This window comes from Bacillus sp. ISL-39 (genome assembly GCF_018613295.1).
Classification (GTDB): Bacteria; Bacillota; Bacilli; order Bacillales; family Cytobacillaceae; genus Mesobacillus.
Genome location: NZ_JAGGQM010000019.1, coordinates 126,978 through 151,883, shown reverse-complemented (window position 1 = coordinate 151,883; position 24,906 = coordinate 126,978). Strand labels below are relative to the sequence as shown.

23 protein-coding genes are annotated in these 24,906 nt (G+C 41.5%); 5 read left to right on the top strand and 18 right to left on the bottom strand.

Going from position 1 to position 24,906, the window contains the following annotated elements:
• Positions 1-1,045: 1,045 nt before the first annotated feature.
• Entirely contained in the window at positions 1,046-1,954 is a 909-nt protein-coding gene (locus J7E37_RS15075) for a nuclease-related domain-containing protein (protein WP_215024761.1), read from the bottom strand.
• A 527-nt stretch (positions 1,955-2,481) separates the two neighbouring features.
• Here J7E37_RS15075 and J7E37_RS15070 point away from each other — a divergent pair.
• Positions 2,482-3,030: a hypothetical protein gene (locus tag J7E37_RS15070; RefSeq protein WP_215024758.1), complete on the top strand. Its 549-nt coding sequence runs from the start codon at positions 2,482-2,484 to the stop codon at positions 3,028-3,030.
• 137 nt (positions 3,031-3,167) lie between these two features.
• Here the strand turns inward: J7E37_RS15070 and J7E37_RS15065 are convergent, their stop codons facing one another.
• The 14 genes from J7E37_RS15065 to fdhD form a co-directional block, all read right to left on the bottom strand.
• On the bottom strand, positions 3,168-4,715 hold the full coding sequence (locus J7E37_RS15065; RefSeq protein ID WP_215024755.1) for a flotillin lipid rafts scaffold protein FloT: 1,548 nt from the start codon (positions 4,713-4,715) through the stop codon (positions 3,168-3,170).
• Positions 4,716-4,726: 11 nt separating this feature from the next.
• On the bottom strand, positions 4,727-5,263 hold the full coding sequence (locus tag J7E37_RS15060; protein WP_215024752.1) for an NfeD family membrane protein: 537 nt from the start codon (positions 5,261-5,263) through the stop codon (positions 4,727-4,729).
• A 199-nt stretch (positions 5,264-5,462) separates the two neighbouring features.
• The gene (locus J7E37_RS15055; RefSeq protein WP_215024748.1) at positions 5,463-6,152 is read right to left on the bottom strand and encodes a DUF975 family protein; all 690 of its coding nucleotides are present in this window, start codon (positions 6,150-6,152) and stop codon (positions 5,463-5,465) included.
• Between the two features lie 160 nt (positions 6,153-6,312).
• The gene (locus tag J7E37_RS15050; RefSeq protein WP_215024745.1) at positions 6,313-6,666 is read right to left on the bottom strand and encodes a YisL family protein; all 354 of its coding nucleotides are present in this window, start codon (positions 6,664-6,666) and stop codon (positions 6,313-6,315) included.
• A gap of 18 nt (positions 6,667-6,684) precedes the next feature.
• Positions 6,685-7,377: a response regulator transcription factor gene (locus J7E37_RS15045; protein WP_214776515.1), complete on the bottom strand. Its 693-nt coding sequence runs from the start codon at positions 7,375-7,377 to the stop codon at positions 6,685-6,687.
• Positions 7,374-8,825, bottom strand: a complete 1,452-nt coding sequence (locus J7E37_RS15040) for a sensor histidine kinase (RefSeq protein WP_215024742.1) — start codon at positions 8,823-8,825, stop codon at positions 7,374-7,376. Before J7E37_RS15040 ends, J7E37_RS15045 begins: the two co-directional genes overlap by 4 nt.
• A 13-nt stretch (positions 8,826-8,838) precedes the next feature.
• Positions 8,839-9,576: an ABC transporter permease gene (locus J7E37_RS15035; protein WP_215024739.1), complete on the bottom strand. Its 738-nt coding sequence runs from the start codon at positions 9,574-9,576 to the stop codon at positions 8,839-8,841.
• Positions 9,560-10,288: an ABC transporter ATP-binding protein gene (locus J7E37_RS15030; protein ID WP_215024736.1), complete on the bottom strand. Its 729-nt coding sequence runs from the start codon at positions 10,286-10,288 to the stop codon at positions 9,560-9,562. Before J7E37_RS15030 ends, J7E37_RS15035 begins: the two co-directional genes overlap by 17 nt.
• Positions 10,289-10,313: 25 nt before the next feature.
• Positions 10,314-11,177 carry a hypothetical protein gene (locus J7E37_RS15025; RefSeq protein WP_215024733.1) on the bottom strand — a complete coding sequence of 288 codons (864 nt, stop codon included), beginning with the start codon at positions 11,175-11,177 and terminating at the stop codon, positions 10,314-10,316.
• A gap of 228 nt (positions 11,178-11,405) precedes the next feature.
• Positions 11,406-12,962 carry a BCCT family transporter gene (locus J7E37_RS15020; protein WP_214776521.1) on the bottom strand — a complete coding sequence of 519 codons (1,557 nt, stop codon included), beginning with the start codon at positions 12,960-12,962 and terminating at the stop codon, positions 11,406-11,408.
• Between the two features lie 240 nt (positions 12,963-13,202).
• On the bottom strand, positions 13,203-13,925 hold the full coding sequence (locus tag J7E37_RS15015) for an amino acid ABC transporter ATP-binding protein (protein ID WP_214776704.1): 723 nt from the start codon (positions 13,923-13,925) through the stop codon (positions 13,203-13,205).
• Positions 13,926-13,953: 28 nt separating this feature from the next.
• Entirely contained in the window at positions 13,954-14,613 is a 660-nt protein-coding gene (locus J7E37_RS15010) for an amino acid ABC transporter permease (protein WP_041968211.1), read from the bottom strand.
• A 107-nt stretch (positions 14,614-14,720) separates the two neighbouring features.
• A complete protein-coding gene (locus J7E37_RS15005) occupies positions 14,721-15,476 on the bottom strand; it encodes a transporter substrate-binding domain-containing protein (protein WP_214776706.1) in 756 nt (251 codons plus the stop codon).
• Between the two features lie 522 nt (positions 15,477-15,998).
• Positions 15,999-16,787, bottom strand: a complete 789-nt coding sequence (gene fdhD / locus J7E37_RS15000) for a formate dehydrogenase accessory sulfurtransferase FdhD (RefSeq protein ID WP_214776522.1) — start codon at positions 16,785-16,787, stop codon at positions 15,999-16,001.
• Between the two features lie 490 nt (positions 16,788-17,277).
• On the opposite strand from fdhD, the gene J7E37_RS14995 reads away from it, so the two are divergent.
• The 3 genes from J7E37_RS14995 (at position 17,278) to J7E37_RS14985 (ending at position 21,518) form a co-directional block, all read left to right on the top strand.
• Positions 17,278-18,540: an L-lactate MFS transporter gene (locus J7E37_RS14995; protein WP_214776523.1), complete on the top strand. Its 1,263-nt coding sequence runs from the start codon at positions 17,278-17,280 to the stop codon at positions 18,538-18,540.
• 130 nt (positions 18,541-18,670) lie between these two features.
• Positions 18,671-19,033: a Na-translocating system protein MpsC family protein gene (locus J7E37_RS14990; protein ID WP_214776524.1), complete on the top strand. Its 363-nt coding sequence runs from the start codon at positions 18,671-18,673 to the stop codon at positions 19,031-19,033.
• 124 nt (positions 19,034-19,157) lie between these two features.
• Positions 19,158-21,518 (top strand): FdhF/YdeP family oxidoreductase, encoded by a 2,361-nt coding sequence (locus J7E37_RS14985; protein WP_215024730.1) that lies wholly within the window; start codon positions 19,158-19,160, stop codon positions 21,516-21,518.
• Positions 21,519-21,748: 230 nt separating this feature from the next.
• Here the strand turns inward: J7E37_RS14985 and J7E37_RS14980 are convergent, their stop codons facing one another.
• The 3 genes from J7E37_RS14980 to J7E37_RS14970 all read right to left on the bottom strand — a co-directional run bounded on the left by J7E37_RS14980 (position 21,749) and on the right by J7E37_RS14970 (position 24,263).
• Positions 21,749-22,636, bottom strand: a complete 888-nt coding sequence (locus tag J7E37_RS14980; protein WP_215024727.1) for a multicopper oxidase family protein — start codon at positions 22,634-22,636, stop codon at positions 21,749-21,751.
• 145 nt (positions 22,637-22,781) lie between these two features.
• Complete coding sequence (locus J7E37_RS14975; RefSeq protein WP_214776527.1) at positions 22,782-23,612, bottom strand: halocarboxylic acid dehydrogenase DehI family protein; 831 nt, start codon at positions 23,610-23,612, stop codon at positions 22,782-22,784.
• A gap of 414 nt (positions 23,613-24,026) precedes the next feature.
• Positions 24,027-24,263 (bottom strand): hypothetical protein, encoded by a 237-nt coding sequence (locus J7E37_RS14970; RefSeq protein WP_214776752.1) that lies wholly within the window; start codon positions 24,261-24,263, stop codon positions 24,027-24,029.
• A gap of 474 nt (positions 24,264-24,737) precedes the next feature.
• On the opposite strand from J7E37_RS14970, the gene J7E37_RS14965 reads away from it, so the two are divergent.
• A complete protein-coding gene (locus J7E37_RS14965) occupies positions 24,738-24,896 on the top strand; it encodes a hypothetical protein (RefSeq protein ID WP_214776528.1) in 159 nt (52 codons plus the stop codon).
• The last annotated feature ends 10 nt before the right edge of the window (positions 24,897-24,906 follow it).

The following is a 24,906-nucleotide window of genomic DNA, read 5'->3' as shown; positions in this document are numbered from 1 at the left end:
GAACTTGCACCTACTTCAGACAAAATTACGGCTGCGCTTCCCTGTTTTGTCCGAACCTGCTCCTACTTCAGACAAAATCGTGGCTTTGCCTCCCTGTTTTGTCCGAACCTTGACCTACTTCGGACAAAATCGTGGCTTTGGCTACCTGTTTTGTCCGAACCTGGATCTACTTCAGACAAAATCGTGGCTTTGGCTACCTGTTTTGTCCGAACTTGCACCTACTTCAGACAAAATTGTTGCATTGCCTCCCTCTTTTGTCCGAACCTGGACCTACTTCAGACAAAATTATGGCTGCGCTTCCTTGTTTTGTCCGAACCTGCTCCTACTTCAGACAAAATCGTGGCTTTGCCTCCCTGTTTTGTCCGAACCTTGACCTACTTCGGACAAAATTACGGCTTTGGCTCCCTCTTTTGTCCGAACTTGCACCTACTTCAGACAAAATTACGGCTGCACTTCCCTGTTTTGTCCGAACCTGTAGCTACTTCAGACAAAATCGTGGCTTTGGCTACCTGTTTTGTCCGAACCTGCACCTGCTTCAGACAAAATTACGGCTGCACTTCCCTGTTTTGTCCGAACCTGTAGCTACTTCAGACAAAATCGTGGCTTTGGCTACCTGTTTTGTCCGAACCTGCACCTACTTCAGACAAAATTACGGCTGCACTTCCCTGTTTTGTCCGAACCTGCACCTACTTCAGACAAAATCGTGGCTTTGCCTCCCTGTTTTGTCCGAACCTGCACCTGCTTCAGACAAAATTACGGCTGCGCTTCCTTGTTTTGTCCGAACTTGTAGCTACTTCAGACAAAATCGTTGCTTTGCCTCCCTGTTTTGTACGAACCTGGACCTACTTCAGACAAAATTACGGCTTTGGCTCCCTCTTTTGTCCGAACTTGCACCTACTTCAGACAAAATTACGGCTGCGCTTCCTTGTTTTGTCCGAACCTGCACCTACTTCAGACAAAATCGTGGCTTTGGCTCCCTGTTTTGTCCGAACCCCATCCCTCCTCTTTGCTGCTAGTGTGCCTTTTAGAGAATATCTCGATCATTTCATTCGTAATAAGTATCCGATGTATTCCCGACTGCTTTATAGTACTTCTTTAACACTCTGGTTATCCTTCTTTTATTTATCGTCCTGTTGCACCATTCGTAGATGCTTTGTGTCGTTATTTTTCTTTCAGGAAACAATAGCCTGAATTCCTCTATGTTCTGTACGATTGCTTGTTCCACTCGTTCGGAGTTCCCACACCTGCCACAGACTAAACCCTGCATTTCAATGGAAGTATTAAACGACCCACACTCCCTGCAATGCATGCCCTTTTCCAATTGTTCATAATCGTATTCATGTAAAGTGGTATACGGATTTTTATCATGGTGTAATGAAAGCAATTTTTGGGCGAGTATTTTATGATTCTCGTCCATCTTGGAAGGTGCATCGTTAAGTTCTTTTAAAAAGCGATTAATTTGGGTTGGTAAAATGATTGGCAGGTCCATCGGGGCTTGATAAAGGGTGAATTCTGGGTTGTTGAAAACGACTGAAGCCTGGACGAGGTAATTTAATTTGAGGTTTTGAAGCAGTTGGCGAAAGAGCGTCTCGCTTCGCTTTAATTGTATGACTGGATTTTTGTATTCTTTGCCACTCGCCACGGAGTAGAATTTGTCTGATTCCAGGTAAAAATCACCTTCGTGATATTTCACATCCAATAGATGGATCAATCCCCCAGAGATTATTACCTTATCAATTTGGAAATAAGAATGATTTACCTGTAGCAGTAGGTCATCTATAATATACCTTTCCTCAGAGAGGTTTTCAGTCAGCCGATCAAATTCAACCTCCCCTCTATACCCCTTTTCCAAATTCGCAAGATGAAATTTATCCTTTGCAGAGAACTCCATTCGCATGTTCAGATAGCGCATTACAACTAATTCCTTCGATTCACTTCTTTTTTTAAGTAACATAGTCCACTTCCTTCCTTTAAGCTTATTCTAATCCAAACTGCCTTCGTTTTTTGTGAATATTTTGTTAACTTTTTCAGTTTCCTATCTCGCTTCAACGCAGGGACCTAATATACTTCCAGATTACAAGCGATATCAATCGTTAATTTTTAAGTTAAAAGGCGTTATCAATCGTTAACTCCTAAATAAAATACCGTCTCATTCGTTGTTATGCCCCCTGAATGTAAATGCAAAAACCCGCCTGAAATTGGTTTTAAACCGTTCCGTTTTGAGGTGCATTTTAATTAAATGACATACAAATTGGCACAGGAATTGACCTGTGCCGTTTTCCTTTTATACAAAGGTTTTATGGGCTTTTATAGAAAAATGACAGTTGAAATGACATAATAAAATTACTAGACAATGATTGTTGTCAACTTAGAATTCACTGTCAGATAAAGTGTCAGTTGGGGTGTCAATTCAGATGACACTTTAAGAGAAATAAACACATATACTTTGTTTAAGTCTATGCGGAGTTAGAGGAGGATAATATGTTTATTAATACAATTAGAAAGGCTCTTACAACGGATTCAGGAATGCATTGTGTTTGGGATTTTTCGAGTTTTGCAAGTGTTAAAGATTTTGATTCGTGGGAGGAACAACTTCTCGAAGACAGAGATATTTTGGAGCATATTAGAAGAGGTAGTTTGGTGCCGATCAATATTAATTCAGATGGTGCTTTTGAATTCGAAATGAGAATAGGTACCATAGAGTCCCATCAACAACTAACTGAACGCGAAAGAAAGTATCTTACAGTTTCCTCTGAAAAATACCGCCTTGTTAGCAATGGTTCAGTATGTATTAGTGGGATAGAATATGTTTGCAATAACCTAGATGAAAACATTGGAGAGTTGCGCATTCCAAGAGGAACTTACAGTGCAACCGTTCATTTGATTGCTTGGGATGATGAACCTAACATGAAGAAGGCTGATGGAACCCCTAAAAATGAAGCTTTGCCAGACTTTGTGATTATTGTAAATCCTGAAATAGACGGAGAATCATATAGGGTAGATATTAATACCTTTCCAGCATCAAATTAATAGTGTCAAAAAAACCATAAAAACAAAAAATGGCGTGTGAAAACTGTTGTCAGTTTACACGCCATTTTTGTTGTCCTTTATAGGATATGCACCTCAAATCGGAACGGTTTAAATTGGTTTCCAGACGGGTTTCCCTTCTATTCTTCCTGCTTTATTACAGCTTCAATCCTGTTTTCAGGCTTGTTTTCGCGAATCTCATCTGTCAATGCATCGATACTGTGTCTTACATTTGCTTTTCCTGAGAAGTTTTCGATTAAGTCTTTCACATCGATTCCTGATGAAGCTTTAAGGGTCTCTTGAAGTGTTGCCATTAAATTAGTCGCATAGCCTGTGACCTTGTTTGCTCCGCCATTAGAGTCACTGCCGCCAGTATCGACAACGGTGATCTTATCAATGTTTCCAAGTGGTGCGGCAACTTGCTTCGCGTATTCAGGAAGCATTTTCAAGATCATGTCGAGAATTGCGGCCTGGCCGAACTGTTCGAACGCTTCGGCGATTTTTTCCTTTGCTTCTGCTTCGGCAAGACCTTTCAGGCGGATGATTTCAGCTTCTGATTCACCCTTCGCCTTTTCTGCTTCCGCTTTCGCAAGACCATCCATACGGACTTTTTCTGCCTCCGCTTTAGCCATTGCTTCAATACGGTATTTATTTGCATCTGCTTCAGCGATTTGCTTCGCCTTATCTGCTGCTGCGGATTGCTCGACAGCATAACGGTCCGCATCGGCTTTCTTCTTGACCTCGGAATCATACTGGCGCTCACGGCGCAGAATTTCTTTTTCCTCGAGCTCGATTTGCTTTTGACGCTCGATGATTTTGACCTGCATTTCCTGTTCGGTAACTTCTTGCTGCGTACGCGCCATTTCCAAATCATAAGCCTGGTCAGCTCTCGCCTTGGCACTATCCTGCTCGCGGCGGTATTCAGCAACTTTCAAACCATTAATTTTTTCTGCTTCGGCGATTTCAGTCGCGCGTTCAAATTCAGCCTTTTTCGCTTCTTTATCTGCTTCCGCTTTCTTGATACGTGTTTCTTTTTCCGCGTCTGCAGTGGCGATGTCAGCGTCACGCTTTACCTGGGCAATACGAGGTTTACCAAGGGAATCAAGGTACCCATTTTTATCACGCACATCCTTAATCGTGAATGACACTATGACAAGTCCCATTTTTGCAAGATCCTGTGAAGCAACACGCTGAACTTCCTGCGAGAACTTATCACGGTTCTTATAGATTTCTTCTACAGTCATCGATCCTAAAATCGAACGCAGATGCCCTTCTAATACTTCCTTTGCTTCATTCTCGCGGTCTTCTTTTGACTTTCCAAGGAATTGCTCAGCAGCAGTAGCAATTTCACTGATGGAACCTCCGATTTTAATAATCGCCGTTCCATCTGCCATGACTGGAACACCCTGTTCTGTGTACACTTCAGGTGTAGTGACTTCAAGCTTGCTTGAGAGCAGGCTGAGCGGACGGGATTGCTGGAATACCGGGAAGATGAACGTGCCGCCTCCACGAATAATTTTTATCCTGTTGCTCGACTCATCCGTATGAACATTGCGGCTGCCAAGGAAGCTGCCGGTAACAATCAAAGCTTCATCTGGTCCAGCCGTTTTATACTTGGTGATGAAAACGGCTATCATAGCGATAACAAGGAATACAACAAAACCAATAACTATAAACATAAGATCCATACCTTTTCCCCCTAAATATAAGTCTCTAACTCTTCATACAACTTGACCTGCAGGACTCCATCTTCAATATCGATAATCAATACTTTTTTTCCATAAGGTATTTCTGTTTTTGTAAAACTGACTGCCGGCTTAGAGATACGGCCGCTGATATTCTCAATCATGACTTCACCATAGCCGTCGCCCGGAATACCAGTGATGACGGTTCCGATTCTCCCTCTTAAATCACTCTCTTTGTACACGAGGGATTCCTCGGCATTGGATAGTGGAATCAGCACAAAAACATTCAGCAAAGTTACTAGAATAAGAGCAATAATTGCAGAAGCAGCCGCAATCAGAACACTGTGCAGCTTTGTAAAAACTTCACCTAAATACCCACCTGCTGTAAAAATCGCAACAAAGGAAAAAATTAATGTTGGATTCACAATAGGAATTGCTTCTGTCAGTCCCTCAAGAGCATCACCAAAAAACAAATAAAGAATCGTGACCGCACCTGAGATGACCAGTCCATAAAAATAGATTGTTTCTAATGGCAGGCCAAACAGCTCCATTTTCCTCACCCCTTGCTAAAATCGTACAAAGCATCCTCCTTATTCCAATTATTTCTTGATATGTAATACGTTTGTCATAAGTTTTAGTTTCAAAAGTTTTAAAATATTTTGTAGAAAAATAGCGCAGACATTATTAGGGCCTTATACTAGCTCATCAATAATTTTTTACTTATTAAAGTTTGATTAATACAGAAGCAAATTATATAACTAAGTCTGCTGATTCTTTTTCCTCATTACCTTGTGTAAAAATGAATTCATTATAAAAGTTAGCATTGGTTGTTGATATATATGGTGATAGCCATAGGAATCCTACTCCGAGCGTGAAAATCGCGATAAATACCCAGCCAATGAAACTCAAGTTCATCAGAAAGAACTTCCATTTATAACCTTTCATCCTCTTTTTGCTCTCCGTTATTGCTTCCAGCGCTGAATATTCCGGATTGTCCTTTAACAAGAAGAACGATTGTGAGTAGGAAATGCCTTTTATCAGTCCAGGAATAAATAATAACAACATCCATAACATTGTAAAAATGCCCACCAGGATAGCTGTTCCAATAACTTTCAGGGATAGTTCCCAGTCTTTATAAACAGCGAACACCTGTGAAATCTTTGGGTCATTCCACCTGGCAATCACAAGATAAAACCAATAACTCGCAGCCGACAGAGGAATAAATAGTAAAGAAAAAAAGATGTTGGTCAGGGAGGCTATACCCGAAGTTTCTGTCTGGTTGGCCCAAGTCATGAATCCTCCGCTAGCGACTATTTCAGCAATCATCGGTACAAAGGTCGTTATCAAAAATACCAGGAACGTTAGGAGCACTGCTATGCCCCACTTCCCTTTTAATGCTTCCAGAGATTTCTTTTTTAATTGATTAATAGTTAAGTCCATTCATTATCCCCCTTCATTCAATAAGTCTATCGGTAATAATCCCCAAATATAAAGTACTTTCCATTATATTCCCTATTTTTTCAATACATACATAGAAGATTGATGTTGGGATACAAAAAAACGCTGCCAGTTTGCAGCGTTTCAAGTTTATCATTTGTCATTATGAAAAAAAGTGGAAGCCCAGCGGTAATTTAAAACCAAGATAAAGCAATATGGCCAAGACAAGAGAAAACTGAATCCATAAATGTTTAACACTTTCATTTCTCTTACCCTTTACAAGGATCATTTCAAGTACGGCAATCATCCACATTCCTAATGCTGTCTTCAAAATATATAAAAATGAAATCTGATATAATTCAAAAATGAGCATAAGGCCAGTTCCTAGTGTCACAATGTAGACCACCCGGAGAATCATATGCAAAACCTTCGTGTTCTTGTCTTTCTGTTTCAAAAATCTAATTACTATGAATATTATAAGGGCTAACACCCATGCGGTAATATGAGTGTGGATCATTTGTTACTTCCTTTCTCTTTATGCTTTAAAGCGATAGCCCGCACCCCAAATGGTTTCAATATATTCAGGATTGGATGGATCAATTTCGATTTTTTCTCTTATTTTTCGAATATGAACAGTTACAGTTGAGATTTCACCCATGCTGTCATACCCCCAAATCCGATCGAACAGGTGATCCTTGCTAAAAACCTGATTAGGGTTAGTCGCCAGGAATGTCAGTACATCAAATTCTTTTGTCGTAAAAACAGTCTTCCGATTGTTTACATACACCCTGCGGTCTGACCGGTCAATATGCAGTCCACGAATATAGATATCCGTATGTGCCGGTTCGCGATGCTTTGCCACCAGCCTTTCATATCTGGCTAAATGGGCTTTGACTCTCGCAATCAATTCATTTGGACTAAAAGGTTTGACCACATAATCATCAGCCCCCAATCCAAAGGCCCTGATTTTATCAATGTCCTCTTTTCTTGAAGTCACGAGCATGATTGGAACATCCTTCGTTTTTCTGATTGTTTTGCACACTTCAAAACCATCTATATTTGGAAGCATGACATCAAGCAGTATTAAATCATATTCATTGGCCAAGGCCATCTGCATGCCTTTATCACCGGCATTTGCTATATCAGCTGTGAAACCATTGATCTCTAAGTAATCCCGTTCAAGTTCAGCTATACTCATTTCATCTTCAACGATAAGGATTCTTTTCATGATCTCACATACCTTTCCAAAGAAATAATGATTTTTGTCCCGAAACTGCTTTCAGCCTTGATGGTGCCTCCATGTTCATCAATGATCATGCCAGCGATAGACAATCCAAGACCGCTGCCGCCTGTTTGTTTGTTACGAGATCCCTCTTCCCGGTAAAATTGCTGAAAGATGAATGGGAGTGACTCATTACTGATTCCTGGACCGTTATCAGCCAGTTCAAGGATGACTTCATTTTGATCTTGATAAAGAGAAATGATGATTGCTCTCTCTTCCTTATCCATGTATTTAAGACTATTATCAATGATATTTGAAAACACTCTTTTCAACTTTTCACGGTCGATGCTCACCTGATATGATTCCGCAGCGTTACATTCAAAAAATAGCTTCACATTCTTCTTTTCCAGATCAAAAGCCAGTTCCTCAAGATAATCTATCAAATAATCCCTTAAATCGACTTCCTCAAAATCAAAAGACAGTTTTTTTAAATCAAGTTTTGAATAAAGAAATAATTCATTGATCAAAGAATCCATATCAATTGATTTCTGGTGGATCGTTTGAAGATAGCGCTCCAGTTTTTCAGGAGAGTTTGTAACTCCATCCCGAATCCCTTCTACATACCCTTTAATGGATGTGATCGGCGTTTTAAGGTCATGAGTGATATGCGCTATTAATTCCTTCCGATTCTTTTCATATTGGGCTTGCACCTCTGCAGATTCTTTCAGCTGCTTTCTCATCTCTTCGAAGTCTGCACTCAACTGAGCAAGTTCATCTCTGCCATTTACGATAATGGTATGGTCAAGATCTCCCTCTTTGATTTTCTTGGCTGCTTCCTTCAACTGTTCAATTGGCTGGATGATGCTCTTGGATACACAATAGGTTAGTAATCCGTTCGTTATAATAAGGATTAGTATCAGCATGACAAAAAGAATTGGATAAAATGTACGCATCAGCCTGGTGAGTGGGCTGGCGTCCTTTATTAAAAATAACGAAGCACTCCCTTGTTCAGGAATGTAAAAATCATGCTGTCTCAGATAATAACTATCATTCCTGATTTTTTCGATATTACGGGAGGTTGAGGATACTCCATATCCAGGAAGATCAGAAGCAGACAGGTGAGCAGTTTTATTTGATGAATAAATGATCTTATTTCCCTGACGCAAGACAGTGAAAATACCATCTTGTTCTAATTCAGCAGATATATCTGATAAATACTCAACACTAGCCAGCCCTTTTGGATCAACAAAGGATTTTTCCTTCAATTGACCAAATAGCTTTGCATCCTCGCTGGTCGTTTCTTTATAACCATGACTTTCCGGCATCAGGTCACTGACCTCGCGGATATCACCAAGGAATAGAAACATTAGAAGCAAGCCCGCCAGAAAAAAAAGAATCATAGGCACAAAGATCATAGCCAGATAGGATAATATCAGTCGATATTTAATAGTCATGTTAACACCTTCACTATAGTTCCTTTGTTTTAAACATATAATAGCCGACAGTCAAAAACAATGAACTGAAGGAGAACAAATAGATGAAAGATTGCCCAAGCCATAAAACATTCACATTTCCAAGCCACTGCTGATACCAGTCCATATAAGCTGTTGGAAAAAGATGCAAGAACTTTGGAAAGGCAAATGGCAATACAGCCATTAAACCATACAGAAAAATACAGCTTGCCAATGAGGCAGGACCGTTCTTAAACCACTGGGAAATGAATGCAGCGAAAGAAACGATCGCCCCCAATGGTATAATTGAAACAAGCAAAGAGATGAATAGTATACCTGCCTCGTTCCAAACAATCGTTTTTTCCAGAGCAATGGAAGTGATTAGAGAAGAGACCCAAACTACTAGCAACTGCATATAAGTCAGCACCGTTATAGCTGAAGCTTTGGAAAGGTATATCTCCATTCGGGTTATTGGCCTGACTTGAAACAATGATCCTTTTTCCCATTCTCCTGCAAATAGTTCCGAACTGGACATAAAGATAAACAGTGGAAGAACGACAAGCAGGAAACTATTTATAATAAAAAAATTGACGCTAAGAGAAGTCAAGGTGATCATATCATTTGCCTGGATTCTTATGGATGCAACTCCTATTAATATTGGCAGGATTGCCGCAAGTACAAAATAATATTGTACACTTCTCTTTGCAATAAGTTTATCGATTTCATTACGAGTATTGCTAGCAAATTCCCGCAATACGAACGCCTCCTATCTTTTCGACATAGAGGTCTTCAATAGATTTTCCTGCCGGTATTAAATCTTTTTCAATAATACACTGTAGCTCCCCGTCGATCAGGATGCCAAAATGGGTGCAGAATTTATCAAGCTCAGCGGTGAGATGGCTGGATATAAGGAAAGTGACTCCTGTTTCCGACAGCTCTTGAACAACATTCCTGAAAATGATCATCCCATCTATATCAAGACCATTTGCGGGTTCATCGAGAACAATCAGCTTAGGATTTGGAAGCAGGGCGGCAGCTAACCCTAGGCGCTGAAGCATTCCCATTGAGTAAGATGATGCCTTTTCATGTTTATATTGGCTCAAGCCTACTGAATGCAATACTTCATCTATTCGGGAAAGGGGCATCTCCGGATAAAACCTGATGATCATTTTCAGGTTCTGCCAGGCGGTCATATGTGAATAAATGCTCCCGGAACCTATATTTGCTCCTACATCCCTGATCGCAGACTTAAAGTCTTCTTCAAGATCCCTGCCAAAAATCATTATTTTACCAGAATCAGGTTTTAGAAGACCAGTTATAGCCTTCAGCAAAGTAGTCTTGCCAGCACCATTGGGACCAATCAGGCCAAAGACGTTGCCTTCTTTAATCGAGAAGTTGACTTCGTTTATTCCACGCCCATTTTTAAACCTTTTGCCAATATCGGACACTTTAAGAACTGTTTCCATACATCTCACCTTCTGCAGCAAGTTATTAATGATGTGCTTTTCCGTGTTTCACTTCTTCAATGGTCAAATTCGTTAGGTCAAGCGTCCCTACTTTGGTTGAATTCACATTTTTCAGGTCCAGGCTGATTGCTAAACTTACTTGATGGACTTTTCCTTGTTCATCCTTGCCTGTCACTAACACTTTTACATCTTGTGCATCTACAAAGTTCTGGGTGCTTATTCTAGCTTTGACATCGGCTGACTTAATGACAATATCTTCTTTTAACTCAGGAAACTTCATTTTCACATCATGAAAGCTTGATTCCATAAATTCCGTACGGTCATTCATCATGGCAGCATGCTTAAGCATTAAGGACGTAACAACATTGGCTGCCATTGGTATTTCAGATTCTGACAGGTTAAGGATTACTTCCTTGGAACCACTTTTGCCATCTTTGACAATCATCTTTTGCTGAAGGTCTTTTGTCAGGACATCCACCAGCTTTTCCAGGTCTTCCTTGAGTTCCAGCCTGTCTGACCCTGTTCCATGAACCCGGCCATTTGATGTCATTGAATACACTTTATTTTCGTTGTCCTTTTTTACCAGGAATTTCCCGTCTTGTCGATATATCTCATAAGATCTTGCGGTTTCACCATTCGAAACAGTGGTTCTTCCTTCCATTGTTTTTCCAAGACGGTTTGTCATGAGTGTCGTGTCTGAACTATAAATTTCCTTGCTATTTTCCATTAGGTCCATACTGAATTCCGTCGTCGTGCTTTCCAATTGATGTGTTTTCTTTAAAGCATCTTTGTACAACTCATACCCTGACGTATTCGCCGAAATCGAATACACACTGCCGAGCATGACTGCCCCGCTAATTCCTATTACAGCCAGCGCCTTCATGTTCATTTCTTTAACCTCCTCAAAATCGTTAAATCATCTTACAAGCAAAGGGTAACCATTAATTCTAAACTGTTTCTAAACTAATTCTTAAATTTTTCTTAAATCACAATTAAGCTTAAAGAAAACACAGGCGCTTGGGGAGGATACACAAATGAGTGAACAAGTTTCATGCGTTCTTACCATTACAAAAAAAACGGAGTCTCCATCATGGAGGCTCCGGCTAACTTCGTCATTTTACTTTTCCTTTGTATCCTTGCTCGCTGCCTTCTCTAATCTCCTGAATCTCCTTAAATCTGCCGGTCTTATTGGCAGCGGTTCTTTTTTCAGCAGTTTAAGAATCGCGAACATCAGCAGCAGAAGCAAGACTGTAAAGGGAAGTGCGGCAATCAATGAAGCGGTTTGCAATGCTTCGAGCCCGCCAGCGTATAGCAACACGGCAGATATGGCTGCCATTAGTGAACCCCAGACGATTTTCGCGAATCTTGGAGGGTTCAAACTTCCTGATGTCGTCATACTTGCAAGAATATAGGTAGCTGAGTCTGCGGACGTGACCAGGAAGGTGAAAATCAAAATGATCGATAAGATCGATAAAATTGACGTCATGGGCAGAACTTCAAAAGTCTTGAATAAAGCAGAGGTTAAATCTTCGTTTACTGCTGCAGCAATCCCTGTATCGTAATTCAGGTCATTCCATAAAGCAGTTCCACCGAAGGCTGCAATCCAGAGGCAGGCAATTACAGGCGGAATCACCATGACTCCAAAAATATACTCCCTGATTGTCCTTCCCTTTGAAACACGGGCAACGAACGCTCCAACAAAAGGAGACCATGCAATCGCCCATGCCCAATAAAAGATTGTCCAATCCCTTGTCCAGGTACCTTCCTGATATGGCTGAAGCCTAAGGCTGTATTGGATGAAATTTGCGAAATAGTCACCAATTGCCAGTGTAAAGCTTTCCATGATAAAAACTGTAGGACCAGCAATCAATACGAATAACAAAAGCACAATCGCAATCCCGAGATTCAAGTTGCTGAGCATTGCAATCCCTTTATCAAGCCCGGTTGAAGATGAAATCATATAGGCAATGAAAATGACTAAAATAATGATCATTTGAATGCCAATCGAGTTTCCAGTATCGAACACAGCGTTCAAACCGCCATTCATCTGCAGGACACCAAGCCCGACAGACGTTGCGATCCCCATTACAGTTGCCACTACGGCCAGTGTATCTATTGTATTTTTAACAGCGGGTTTTGTGCCGGTAATCGGCTCAAGAGCTGTAGATACCAACCCGTTTCTTTGTTTGCGGAACTGAAGGAATCCGATTACTAACCCCACAATTGCAAAAACCGACCATTGGCTGACTCCCCAGTGGAAGAATGAGTAGCCCATTGCGACTCTGGCTGCATTCCTTGATTCTCCTTCTATATCAGCAAATGGAGTGTTGAAAAAGTGGCTCATTGGTTCAGCAATTCCCCAGAAAACGAGCCCGGCTCCAAAACCGGCTGAGAAAAGCATGCCAATCCAGGTAAAGAAAGAAAACTCAGGCCGTTCCCCTTCACCGCCAAGCCTGATGGCACCATATTTACTGACAGCCAGTCCTATTAAGAACAAAACAATAATAAATACTGCTAGCAAGTAGAACCAGCCAAAATTAACAGTTGTAAAACTAAACAACTCTCCAGCCACTGCACCAAACTTCTTTGGCACAATAGCCCCAACTACGACGAACAACAAAATCACCGCAGCTGACACAGAAAAAACAAAGTTTGATAAAATATTCTTGATCATGTCAGCCTCCAATAAATATGCATTTTTTCAGATATGTAAATAAATTTCATGTACGTTCAGGGTAAGTAAGTAGATTGGAAAAGGGGATGAAAGCATGTCTTGAAATATTGCCATGTAATTATTCTGCAATCTTTTTCCCTCAATTATCCATCGTGAAACACGTTTTACGTTTCTTTCACCGCAAAACTAAGCCTTTAATAAGTTAAAAATGAACGCTTAGAGAACCTAAGCGTCCGCTCATTAAAATGTTTTGCTTAAAAACTCACGTGTACGTTCTTCAACTGGATTTTCAAATATTTCTTCAGGATGACCAACTTCTACGATCCGTCCTCCGTGCATATAGACAACCCAATCAGCTACCTCGCGTGCGAAGCCCATTTCATGTGTGACAACTACCATTGTCATGCCTTCTTCTGCAAGTTCCTTCATGGTCGCCAGTACTTCCCCGACAAGTTCCGGATCAAGTGCAGATGTAGGTTCATCGAACAACATGATATCAGGCTTCATCGCCAGTGCTCTCGCAATCGCCACCCGCTGCTTCTGACCGCCGGAAAGCTTAGATGGATAGACCTTTTCTTTATCTGAAAGGCCAACTTTTCCCAGCAGCTCCCTTGCTTCCTTGATCGCTTGCGACCTGCTGACACCCTTTACATGGACAGGTGCCTCAATAATATTCTCAATCACATTTTTATGAGGAAACAGGTTAAAGTGCTGAAAAACCATGCCGATTTTCTGGCGCACTTCATTCAGGTCATGAGATTCTGCGTTAATTTCTTCACCTTCAACGATGATTTGTCCATTGTCCTTGATTTCCAGGAAGTTCAGGCAGCGCAGCAAGGTACTTTTACCTGAGCCGCTAGCCCCAATCAGGCATACAACATCGCTTTCTTTTACCGTTATATCAACATCCTTCAATACATGAAGGTCGCCGAATGATTTATTCAGTTTTTTCACATTGATCATATCTCTTCCATCCAAAACAAATTCCCCCTTAATCACTTACCGAAAGTTTCTTCTCAAGCAGTCCAACCAAAGCAGATATCAAGTAAACAAGGAATAGATAGTACACAGCAACAATAAGCAAGTATGTCATATTGTCAAAATCGTTTGCACCTTTTGTTGTCGCAACATTGAATAATTCATACATTCCGATAAAAGCTGCTAATGATGAATCCTTGAGGCCAATGATGAACTGATTCCCTAGCGGCGGCAGGGCGCGGCGGAATGCTTGTGGAAGGATGATTCTCCGCATGGTAAGAACTCTGCTCATTCCCAGTGAACGGCCAGCTTCCATTTGTCCCTTGTCAATAGACTGGATTGTTCCCCTGAAAATTTCCGCGATATAGGCACCGTTATGGAATGCTAGTCCAAGGGCAACGGACCAGAAAGCGGAGATATTTAAATTGGTCATTCCAAAGTAGAAAATAAAGATCTGGACGATCAATGGGGTTCCTCTGACCAAATAGATATAGGCATTTGCGATCCATTCCAATACTTTAATGCCAGAGATTTTAAGAAAGGCAAAAAACAATCCTATGAAAATAGCAATTAAAATTGAAACTGCTGTAACTTGCAATGTGAGCAGCATGCCTTTGAGGAATATATCATACGTGTCAAAAAAGACTTCTATAACATGCGATAGACTTGGCAAAATTCATTCAACTCCCTGTGGGCTCTATTATCGTTCTTGGTAAACATCATTTTTAAGCAGAAACGAATGTGCAGTTATACCGCACATTCGCTCCAGATGACAACTTATTACTCCGGTTTAACTGTAATGTCTTCACCGAAATATTTTTCACTGATTTCTTTCAACGTTCCATTTTCTCTTAAAGTTTCCAATGCCTCGTTGACTTTCTCCAGTAATTCATCGTTGTCTTGGGCTATGGCAATTGCCTGCTCGCTTCGGCCAAGAAGCTCTTTGCCTTCAATTTCAAGACCAGCACCAATCGCTTCTTTCCCTGTAATAAAGTCCGTTATAACAGCGTCGTGTCTTCCATTGGCTAACGCTTCTAAAGCAGTTACGTCACTGTCATAAAGCACAATATTATCTGTCACTTCTTCAGCAGTCTTTGCATAGGTAGAACCTTTTGAAACGGCAATTTCCAGTCCCTCAAGGTCATTAAGTTTTTCAGCATCGCTATCTGGTCTGACGAAAATCTGAGGTCCAGAATAGTAGTATGGTGTGGAGAAATCCACGTGCTTCAAGCGATCTTCATTAATGGTATGGCTCGCAACAGCCGCATCGAAACGCCCTGACTTTACACCTTCAACAATACTGGCAAACTTGAACTTTTTCTGGTTTGGTTCCAAACCAATTTCCTTTGCCACTGCTTCGGCAACATCGATGTCAAAACCTGTCATCTGGCCCTCACCGTTCGTGACGCTGAATGGCTTGAATTCACCAGATGAAGCAAAAGTAAATTTGCCTTCCTCAGCCAATTTCATGCCGCCGTCGCCGGATGCTTTTTCATCACTGCCACATGCAGCCAGGAGACCTGCAATGGTCACCATCAAAATGAATAAAGTTAAAATTTTCTTCACTGTTTAAAACTCCCCCTCGTAATCTCTACTTCTTTAATATTTATTCTGTTAAACGGTCCTTATAACCTATGTATAAAAAAAACCGCAACATTCGCCCTAAAGCTTTTATACCCACTTCCCAAACATTTAAACTATTAATGTCGGAATTCATTCATATTTCCTATTCCTCTGAATATTGCCCTCGGATGTGAATATTTGTTTATGCAGATAATTGTAACAATATTGTAATATTCAATCAAAACGTAAATTATCTGATAATTCACGAAATACTCCTGTTTGCAAGGCTCTCGCCTACTCAGCTAAGCGAGCCTCCTTTTTCCCGGCATATCCTCTGGCATACTCCGTATTCTTGCTTGTCCGACACTATACGCGAAAAAAATACATTATACTAAGAAAAGCCAGGAACCGAATTACGGCCCCTGGCTTTTAGTCCTTTTGCTCTATAAAAAACTTAACGAAAATATATACATCAATATTCCACTAAAGGAGAATTTAATCAATAATTCTTTCGGGACAGGAATACACATTGAAGGATTTTCCACGGATAAATCCTACAGCGGTTATATTTAAATCCTTAGCCAGTTTGATCGCAAGGTCTGTTGGCGCTGATTTAGACAGGACGATTCCTACCCCGATCTTCGCAGCCTTCAATAGTACTTCTGAAGAAATCCTGCCACTGAATACAATGATTTTATTTCGTACTGGCACCCTATTTAAAATGCTATATCCATATAATTTATCCAATGCATTATGCCGCCCAATATCCGTGCGCACTGCAATCATTTCATCAGGTGAACAAAGAGCTGCATTATGCACTCCTCCAGTTTCCATAAAAACCTGTGAGCTGTTCTGCATCTGGTTCATCAGTGCAATGCTCTGAGTCGCTGATATGGTTGTTTTGGACATTGAAGTTTTTGCTGTCCGGGCATCATTGTGAAAATAAAATTGACGACTCTTCCCGCAGCAGGATCCAATAAAGCGTTTTGAATAATACTCCTGGTTTGTCGTCATATTCACTTTTAGCATAACATAGGCATACCCTCTGCTTTCATCGATGCTAAGTGAATGAATGTCATTGTAGGAACGGATAACCCCTTCAGATGCCAGAAAACCGACAACCATCTCCTCAAAATGTGTAGGAGTGCAAACCATGGTTGCAAACTCCATGTCATTAACATAAATGGTCAATGGGAATTCATTTACGATGCTATCTTCTACATCCAGAAATTGTCCATCCTGATATTTTGTTATGGTATATTTATCACTCATATTTTCTAACATAGCCGTCACCTGAATTTTAAGAATTTGAGAATACTTAAAATCTAAACACATTCTTTTCTTTTTCACAAGAAAAATTTACAACACAACAATAGTGTAAAATTGATTTAACAACCTAAAATATATTGCATCTGAAGTTCTAAGATGATAAAATTTTCCCGAAGTTCACTATTCTGTCACATTTTGATTCGAGATAGCGACCCTGTCATCGGTTAAGGTGTAACGGAAATGTAAGCGATTAACTGTTGGTCCGTAAGTAGCGATACCTGCTTAGTACTAACCGTCAATTTTTCTGTCAATGTCCGTTTTCTTTATGGCGGGCTTGGAAAGATTGACGGTTTTCTGTTTTCAAGGTGCTCGCTCTGCAAGAGAACGGCAATAGTATACATATCGAACTTGGAATCAAGAGCTTTGCAGTTTAAAAGATTCCAGCCACTTCATTGTTGCAGTTATTGGCCATATGCAAAAACAAACAAAGGAAAGGGGAAAAAGCATGAAAAAAACGAAGAATCGATGGCTTATTGCAGCCTCAGCAGTGGGAATCCATATTTCCATTGGGTCTGTTTATGCCTGGAGCAACTTTACGAACCCATTAATCGAGGAGTTCGGTTGGACTTCCAAGCAAGTACAATTTACATTCAGCCTTGCCATTTTATTTTTAGGTTTATCCGCAGCGTTCCTCGGGCATTTTGTTGAAAAACACGGTCCAAGAAAAGCTGGACTCCTGGCAGCAGCCTTTTTCGGAGCAGGTATTTTAGGCTCAGGCCTGGCGGTCAATCTCGGTTCATTGCCATTATTGTATATTACATATGGTGTTTTAGGCGGTATAGGCCTGGGAGTGGGTTATATAGCCCCGGTTTCCACTTTGGTAAAATGGTTCCCAGACAGACGTGGACTTGCCACAGGACTTGCCATCATGGGATTTGGTTTCGCAGCCGCGATCAGCAGCCCAATCATGGATTCTCTGATTAAATCCGTAGGTACTGCCAATACATTTTACATTCTCGGTGCGGCTTATTTTATTATCATGACACTGTCATCCCTGTACCTCGAAAGGCCGCCTGTTGATTGGGCTCCAAAAGGCTTTAGGGAAAAAGCTGAATCAGGAAAAGTGAAAGTCAAGAAAGATCTTTCCCAGCTTACAGCGAATGAAGCAATAAAGACTTCGCGTTTTTACTATCTATGGGTCATGCTCTTCATCAATGTTACTTGCGGCATCGCGATCCTGTCAGCTGCAAAACCTTTAGCTCAAGAGAGTATTGGCTTAACTACTGCAGAGGCAGCGGCACTGGTTGGAGTATTAGGTCTCTTCAACGGATTTGGACGAATCGCATGGGCTTCGATTTCTGACTATATCGGCCGCCCCAACACATACACAATTTTCTTTGCAACACAGATTGTCTTGTTCATGCTGCTGCCGCATACAAAGGAAGCATTCTTATTCCAGGTCATGCTTGCAGTAGTTTACACAATGTACGGCGGCGGTTTTGCAGCCATCCCAGCATTCATTGGTGACATATTTGGAACAAAACAGCTAGGCGCGATACACGGCTATATCCTGACTGCATGGGCGGCTGCAGGATTGGCTGGACCAATGTTCGCAGCATGGATGAAGGATACAACTGGAAGCTATGGAACAAGCCTGACTTTCTTTAGCGGACTGTTCGTTGTTGCACTGGCGGTGTCTATTTTAATCCGCCGCGACATCAATAAGCTTCGAAAACAAATTGAAGCAAATGAAAAACTTGCTGGTTAATACTTTTAATAGTATCTGAAGAATTATATATCACTTAAAGAATTGTCTAGCTCCAGCGCTTTTCTAATTGCCTCTCTATATGGTAAAATACCTATCGTCTTATAACCTGTATAGATGACAGGAGGATAATATGAATAAATACGAGGCAGAATTCAGCAATCTGGTCCGATCCTTTCGCAAAAAGCATATGGGCAAAGGGCCAAGCAAAATAACCACTACCTTCTGTAAGAAATGGGCAATCTGCGAAATGGAAGGAAACCTTTCACCCGTAGAAAAGTTCATTGCATCGGCCAATGAAGGAAAACAGGCACTTAGGGCCGCAAGAACAGAAATGGTTAAAGAAATGTACCGAAAGAATCCTCCAGTGGAAATGGAAGAGTTTCTCGGCTGCAAGTTGGTAGAACTTTTTGTAGATATAGATATCGATCGTGATTTTGGAATGTCCATCTTTGTTTTTGATGAGGACATTCAAGAAAAATTCAGTAACTTATAAGGTATGGCACTTGGCAGCGAACCTGCTAAAGACTAACCACCGTTTGAACCTGGAGCATCGGCTTCGGGTTTACGGTGGTTTTTTTTATAGACTTAAAGATTGTTATAAATGGGAGTGTTTCAAATTGGGTAAAACAAAACATCCAGGACCACAGAAAAAAGCGGCAATGCCTGCACCAAAGCACTGGGTAAGTCCGATTCCTTTCGGGCTTGGCAAGGTGAAGCCGAAACATATAAGAGATACCATGAAAACCCTTTGGGACAATCGGGATAACTTCGGCTACGCGACCAACATCCTGACCAAAGGAGTATGTGATGGTTGTGCACTAGGTGTATCAGGGTTGCAAGACCAGACTTTGACAGGCCCGCATATTTGTACGACAAGATTGAATGTCCTCAGGCTGAATACTGCCGGGGCAATAAAGCCGGAGATTCTTCATGCTGATATAGATGAACTAAGAAAATATGACAGCACCCAGCTGCGTAAGCTGGGACGTATCCCTTATCCAATGATCCGCAGGAAGGGTGAGCGGAAATTTTCCCGCATTGCCTGGGATGATGCAATGGATATGATTGCAGAGAAAGCGAAAAAGCTGGACCCAAAACAGTACGCTTTTTACCTGACAAGCCGAGGGATTACCAATGAATCTTACTATGTAGCCGGAAAAGTCTCCCGCTTTCTTGGTACGAATAATATTGACAATGCAAGCCGGATTTGCCATTCGCCTTCAAAAACAGCTTTAAAACGCTCGATTGGTGTTGGGGCTTCCACTTCAAATTACCAGGACTGGATTGGTACTGATGTCTTGTTGTTCTGGGGAAGTGTTGCATCGAACAGCTCTCCGGTTTCTTCTAAGTACATGCTGGAAGCAAAGAAAAAAGGAACAAAAATCATCGTCGTCAATCCGTATAAAGAACCGGCAATGGATGAGTACTGGATTCCTTCAAATCCAGAATCCGCTCTTTTTGGCACGAAAATTGCGGATGATTTTTACCAGGTCAATATCGGCGGGGACATTGCTTTCATGCATGGAATCATGAAGCACTGGTTTGATATGGAGGAAATCAGGCACGGTTCAGCCATTAATCATGAATTTGTTCAAGAGCATGTGAACGGTTTTGAGGAATTGAAAGCGAAGGTTCAGGAGCAAGAATGGGAAGATATTGTCACATCTTCTGGCATTTCTAAAGAACGCATTATCGAGTTGGCGGAACTGCTCGCTAACAGCAAGAATGCAGTTTATGCCTGGGCACTTGGTTTGACGATGCATTCTTTCGCAACAGACAATATTTCACAAGTGGCGAACCTTGCGCTGCTTCGGGGACACCTTGGCCGAAAGTTCGCAGGCCTGATGCCTTTCCGCGGACACTCTTCTGTTCAGGGCAGCGGCGAAATGGGTGCTGATCCTTTCGTTCTTCCAGGAGGAGATTTTTATGGTGAAAATATTAAGCGAATTGAGGACCTATGGGGATTCGAGCTTCCGATTTGGCAAGGCGATATCGTCGGGGTGACCCTCGAGAATATTTTGCTTCCTGAAGAGCATGAACGCAAAATCAAAATGTATTACTTATCTGGAGGTAATTTCCTCGAAACAATGCCAGACCCACACTTTGTGGAAAAAGCATTGTCTGAACTCGAGATTCGTGTCCATCAGGATATCATCCTGAATACTTCTACCCTTGTTGATGCAAAGGAAGCCGTCATTATCCTCCCTGCGAAGACTCGTTATGAACAGGAAGGCGGCGGAACATCCACTTCAACTGAGCGAATGGTATATTTCAGCCCGGAAATCGAAGGCAACAAGAATCAGGTTGAAGAAGCTCGCGCTGAGTGGAAAATTTACATTGATTTAGCTAAGCGGGTAAAGCCTGAAACTGCGCATTTGGTTGATTTTAAAGATGCACAGGAGATACGGAATGAAATCGCACTGGCGAATCCTAATTATGACGGCATACAACATCTTAAAAAAGCAGGAGATGTGTTCCAGTGGGGCGGAGCCTGGTTATGTGAGGATGGAATCTGCCCTACTTCTGACGGAAAAGGAAATCTGATTTCAGTTGATATCCCTGAACTAGGTAAAAAGGAAGGACAATTCATCGTTACCTCTCGCCGTGGAAAACAATTCAATTCCATGGTCTACAATGAAGTAGATCCGCTTAACGGCGCCGGACGCTATGATGTCCTGATGAATGCAGAAGACGGACAGGACCTTAGCATTGCCGAAGGTGAAGGAATTGTTCTATACAACGGCTTCGGCGTCTTCCAGGGCAGAGCTAAATTCGTAGACATTTCACGGGGTAACGTCCAGGTCCACTTCCCCGAAGGAAACTTCCTGCTGCCAAGAGGCCGCTATGAAAAATATGCCGGTATTCCGGACTACAACATAACAGTAACCTTGGAAAAAGCTGATCGCTTCAACGCCCGCAAAGACGTCGAACACCATGAAAAACGCGTTGAAGATGATGAACTTGACGCACCGGCGTAAGGATTAATTAAACAGCTTGCAGACAATAATGGTCTGCAAGCTGTTTTTATATAATAATGAAGTTTCTATTGTAGAAGTTTCTATTGTAGAAGTTTAGTATTGGATAGTTTAATCTATCGGACACTTTCTCAGCTTTCTGGCTTCGGTATGTCCGTTTACGACATTGTATCATTCTAAATGACATATTCTTAGTTCTAGTATTTGTATTTATGATTGCATCCTTCAGTTTGTCAGTTATAGATTAACCGGGTAAGCATTCCACCTGGTGATTCACCATTATTGGTTTTATGAAAAGGCTTCGTTCCATTAACCGGCCAAACACCTGGATTTGCTGATATAAATTCAATATCAAACCGTTTACCTGAAGGCAGATTGATTGTATCCATCATCCTTTTCTTTCTCTTGAACGCATCCTCTGCAACAATCGCAAAATCATGTCCGTGAATATGCATAGTATGGGACATGTTCGCATTATTAATGAACCTTAACCTTACCCGTTCTCCATACTTTGTTGTTAATGGAGATGTATCAGGAAAGGACTTTCCATTGATCGTAAAGAAATTTGGGTTCCTGTTAAAGTTTTTTGGCGTGAACAATCCGGGTTCTATCTTGCCAACTGGAGGCTGATCAATTTCCCACTGCTGGATCAGCAGCAGGTAGTCCCGGTGTGGAATTTCAACTTGGTTCTTCGGCAGTACAACAAATCCCCCAATCAACCCATTACTCTCCTGTAGCGGATTTGATGAATGATAAAAGAAACTTCCGCTTTGCCATGCGATAAATTCATACCTAAACGATTTTCCTGGCTCAATAAAAGGAGTAGGCTCTATTTCCGGCATACCATCCATAACATTCGGCTTCGATAAACCGTGAACATGAAGCGCTGTTTTTTCACTCAATCGATTTTCCACTTCGATAAAGACCTTATCCCCTTCATTCACTATAATTAAAGGTCCAGGTGAAGAATTATTATACCCAACGATATCTAGAGTAACTTCCTTTAAAATTTTCTGCTGCAGGGGGCTCACTGTCAATTTAAAATATCGGCCGCCCGGTACCAGCTTATATTTTGCCTTGTTCAGACCCGGTGCTTGGAGTATTTCCTCCCAGTGATTCATTGCATAACCTCCCTAATTGTGCCAATTACACTCCAATATAACTGTATGGTCATATTGGCAACTACATGCAATTTATTCATTAAGAACTGGGTGGGGTTCTATAGTGCTATTGAAAAAAGATATTCGTGGAGAAAGAAAAAAAAGCCTAACGGATCATTTGCCTAAATACCTCCATTTCAATAATCAGACCTGGAAGCAGATCCTGAAACATGGAGACGATTCCCAGTATTCCTGCAATATCCCTTGGATAATAGTATTGGGCAAGATCATTTGTACTAAAAGATATTGGAAACCTCATGGAGTTATGGACAGATTCAATCGATTTTGTTTTAATTCTTTCTTTTAATAATGTATATTCTTTTGAACCAATATAAGGCTTCAGTGCATTCCAGCCAATGGACAAGAACTGAGGGTAATTTGCTAAAGCGCGGTAATCACTGGCAGCATCGTAGGCATGATGCTGTTTAATAATATCAAGAAGCAAAGACTGGACTTGAGGAGCTGCTTTTTCAATCTTAACCATCCTTATTTTAGGGAGCCCAGGAATAATTCCTGGTTGTATAAATCCACTGCTCATCCCAACCCCTTCAATCGGTCTGCTGCCCAAGCTTTCTGACCAGGCACTCGCGATTAGCAGTAATTTAGGGTTTACATAATTGAACGTAAAAATAATCTTTCTGATTTTTTGGATAGTCTCATCATCATAGATTTTCCTCCAATCAACTGAAGGTAACTTCAAAGAAACATCAGGGTACCTGATTTCATGTGCAGCCTCTTCCATCTCAACGGTCAGCATATTAGGCCGAACCTGCTGCCAGGCGATACCAAGAAAGTCCTCATAAAATGCTAGTGTTCTAAAAATAAAATTAACCACTGGCACTTTCAGGACATGCTGAATATCCTGGTACACAGTCGCTAAATAACCCTGTGCTTCATGTTCAAATATCTCCGGCAGACCGAACTCATGTCCAGACAATATAGATTCCTCCTAATATTAGAATCTTTGATAATATATGCCCTTGCATTTGTTTGAATCCCAATGAATCACTATATCTCCTTTTGCTTGATCCTTGCCGAATACAGTCACCAAGTTAAGCTTGTTGATAACAAAAAATAGGGCACCACAAAGATCAATAGCGTCTAAAAAAAACAGGTACCTATATTCAGGGTTTATGTGACCCGTTTCCTCTTCTTGGACAGAGACTGGGCACATATTCAGGTTTTATGTGACCTGTTTCCTCCTCTGAATAGAATGGTGCACCAATAAGGCTCGTTACCCAAAACTGCTTGTCATTAGACTATCGTTTAAACAAAAAAACAGGAAAGGCCAATTTAAATAGCATTTCCTGCAATTATATAGAACATTGAATTTTTCAAGTCGCTCGTTTTTCTAAAGCCACCTTGGCCCTCTGTGTCCTTCATTTCTTCCCTCAACTGAACTGCTCTCATGCTCAATGTGTTTCTCTTCACCCAATTCACGACCATGCCTTCTTCTATGACCAAAGAAATCCAAGGGATGCCTTCTTCCCTCATGGTGTTCCCTTGACCTTTCCTGAATGATTTCAACCTCTTTGGCATGAATTGTAAGCTTATCTACATGGATAACCTTTCCTTTTTCACGTGACATATTTTCCCCTCCCGCCTTTATTTATTCTATATTATCCTATTCGGTCTTCCAGGAAGGGTATAGGCGCTTTTAATTTTATGTTTCAGTGCCCGAAGGAGCGGCATCCGAGCCTGAAAGGGAACGGAAAAAGCGTGTCAAGTGCCCGAAGGAGTAATTCCCCAGCCTGAAAGGGAACGGAAAAGGCGTGTCAGTGCCCGAAGGAGTGACTCCCCAACATGAAAGGGAACGGAAAGGCGTGTCAGTGCCCGAAGGAGCGGCACCCCAGCCTGAAAGGGAACGGAAAAGGCGTGTCAGTGCCCGAAGGAGCGGCATCCGAGCCTGAAAGGGAACGGAAAAGGCGTGTCAGTGCCCGAAGGAGTGACTCCCCAGCCTGAAAGGGAACGGAAAAGGCGTGTCAGTGCCCGAAGGAGTGACTCCCCAGCCTGAAAGGGAACGGAAAAGGTGTTTCAGTGCCCGAAGGAGCGGCACCCCAGCATGAAAGGGAACGGAAAAGGCGTGTCAGTGCCCGAAGGAGCGGCATCCGAGCCTGAAAGGGAACGGAAAAGGTTCTTCTCCATTAACCAGAAAAAGCGCCATATAAAAATTGCACCTCCATTGTTTGTTTTGTTTCTAACAATGGAGGTTCAATTCTAAACGTTATTTT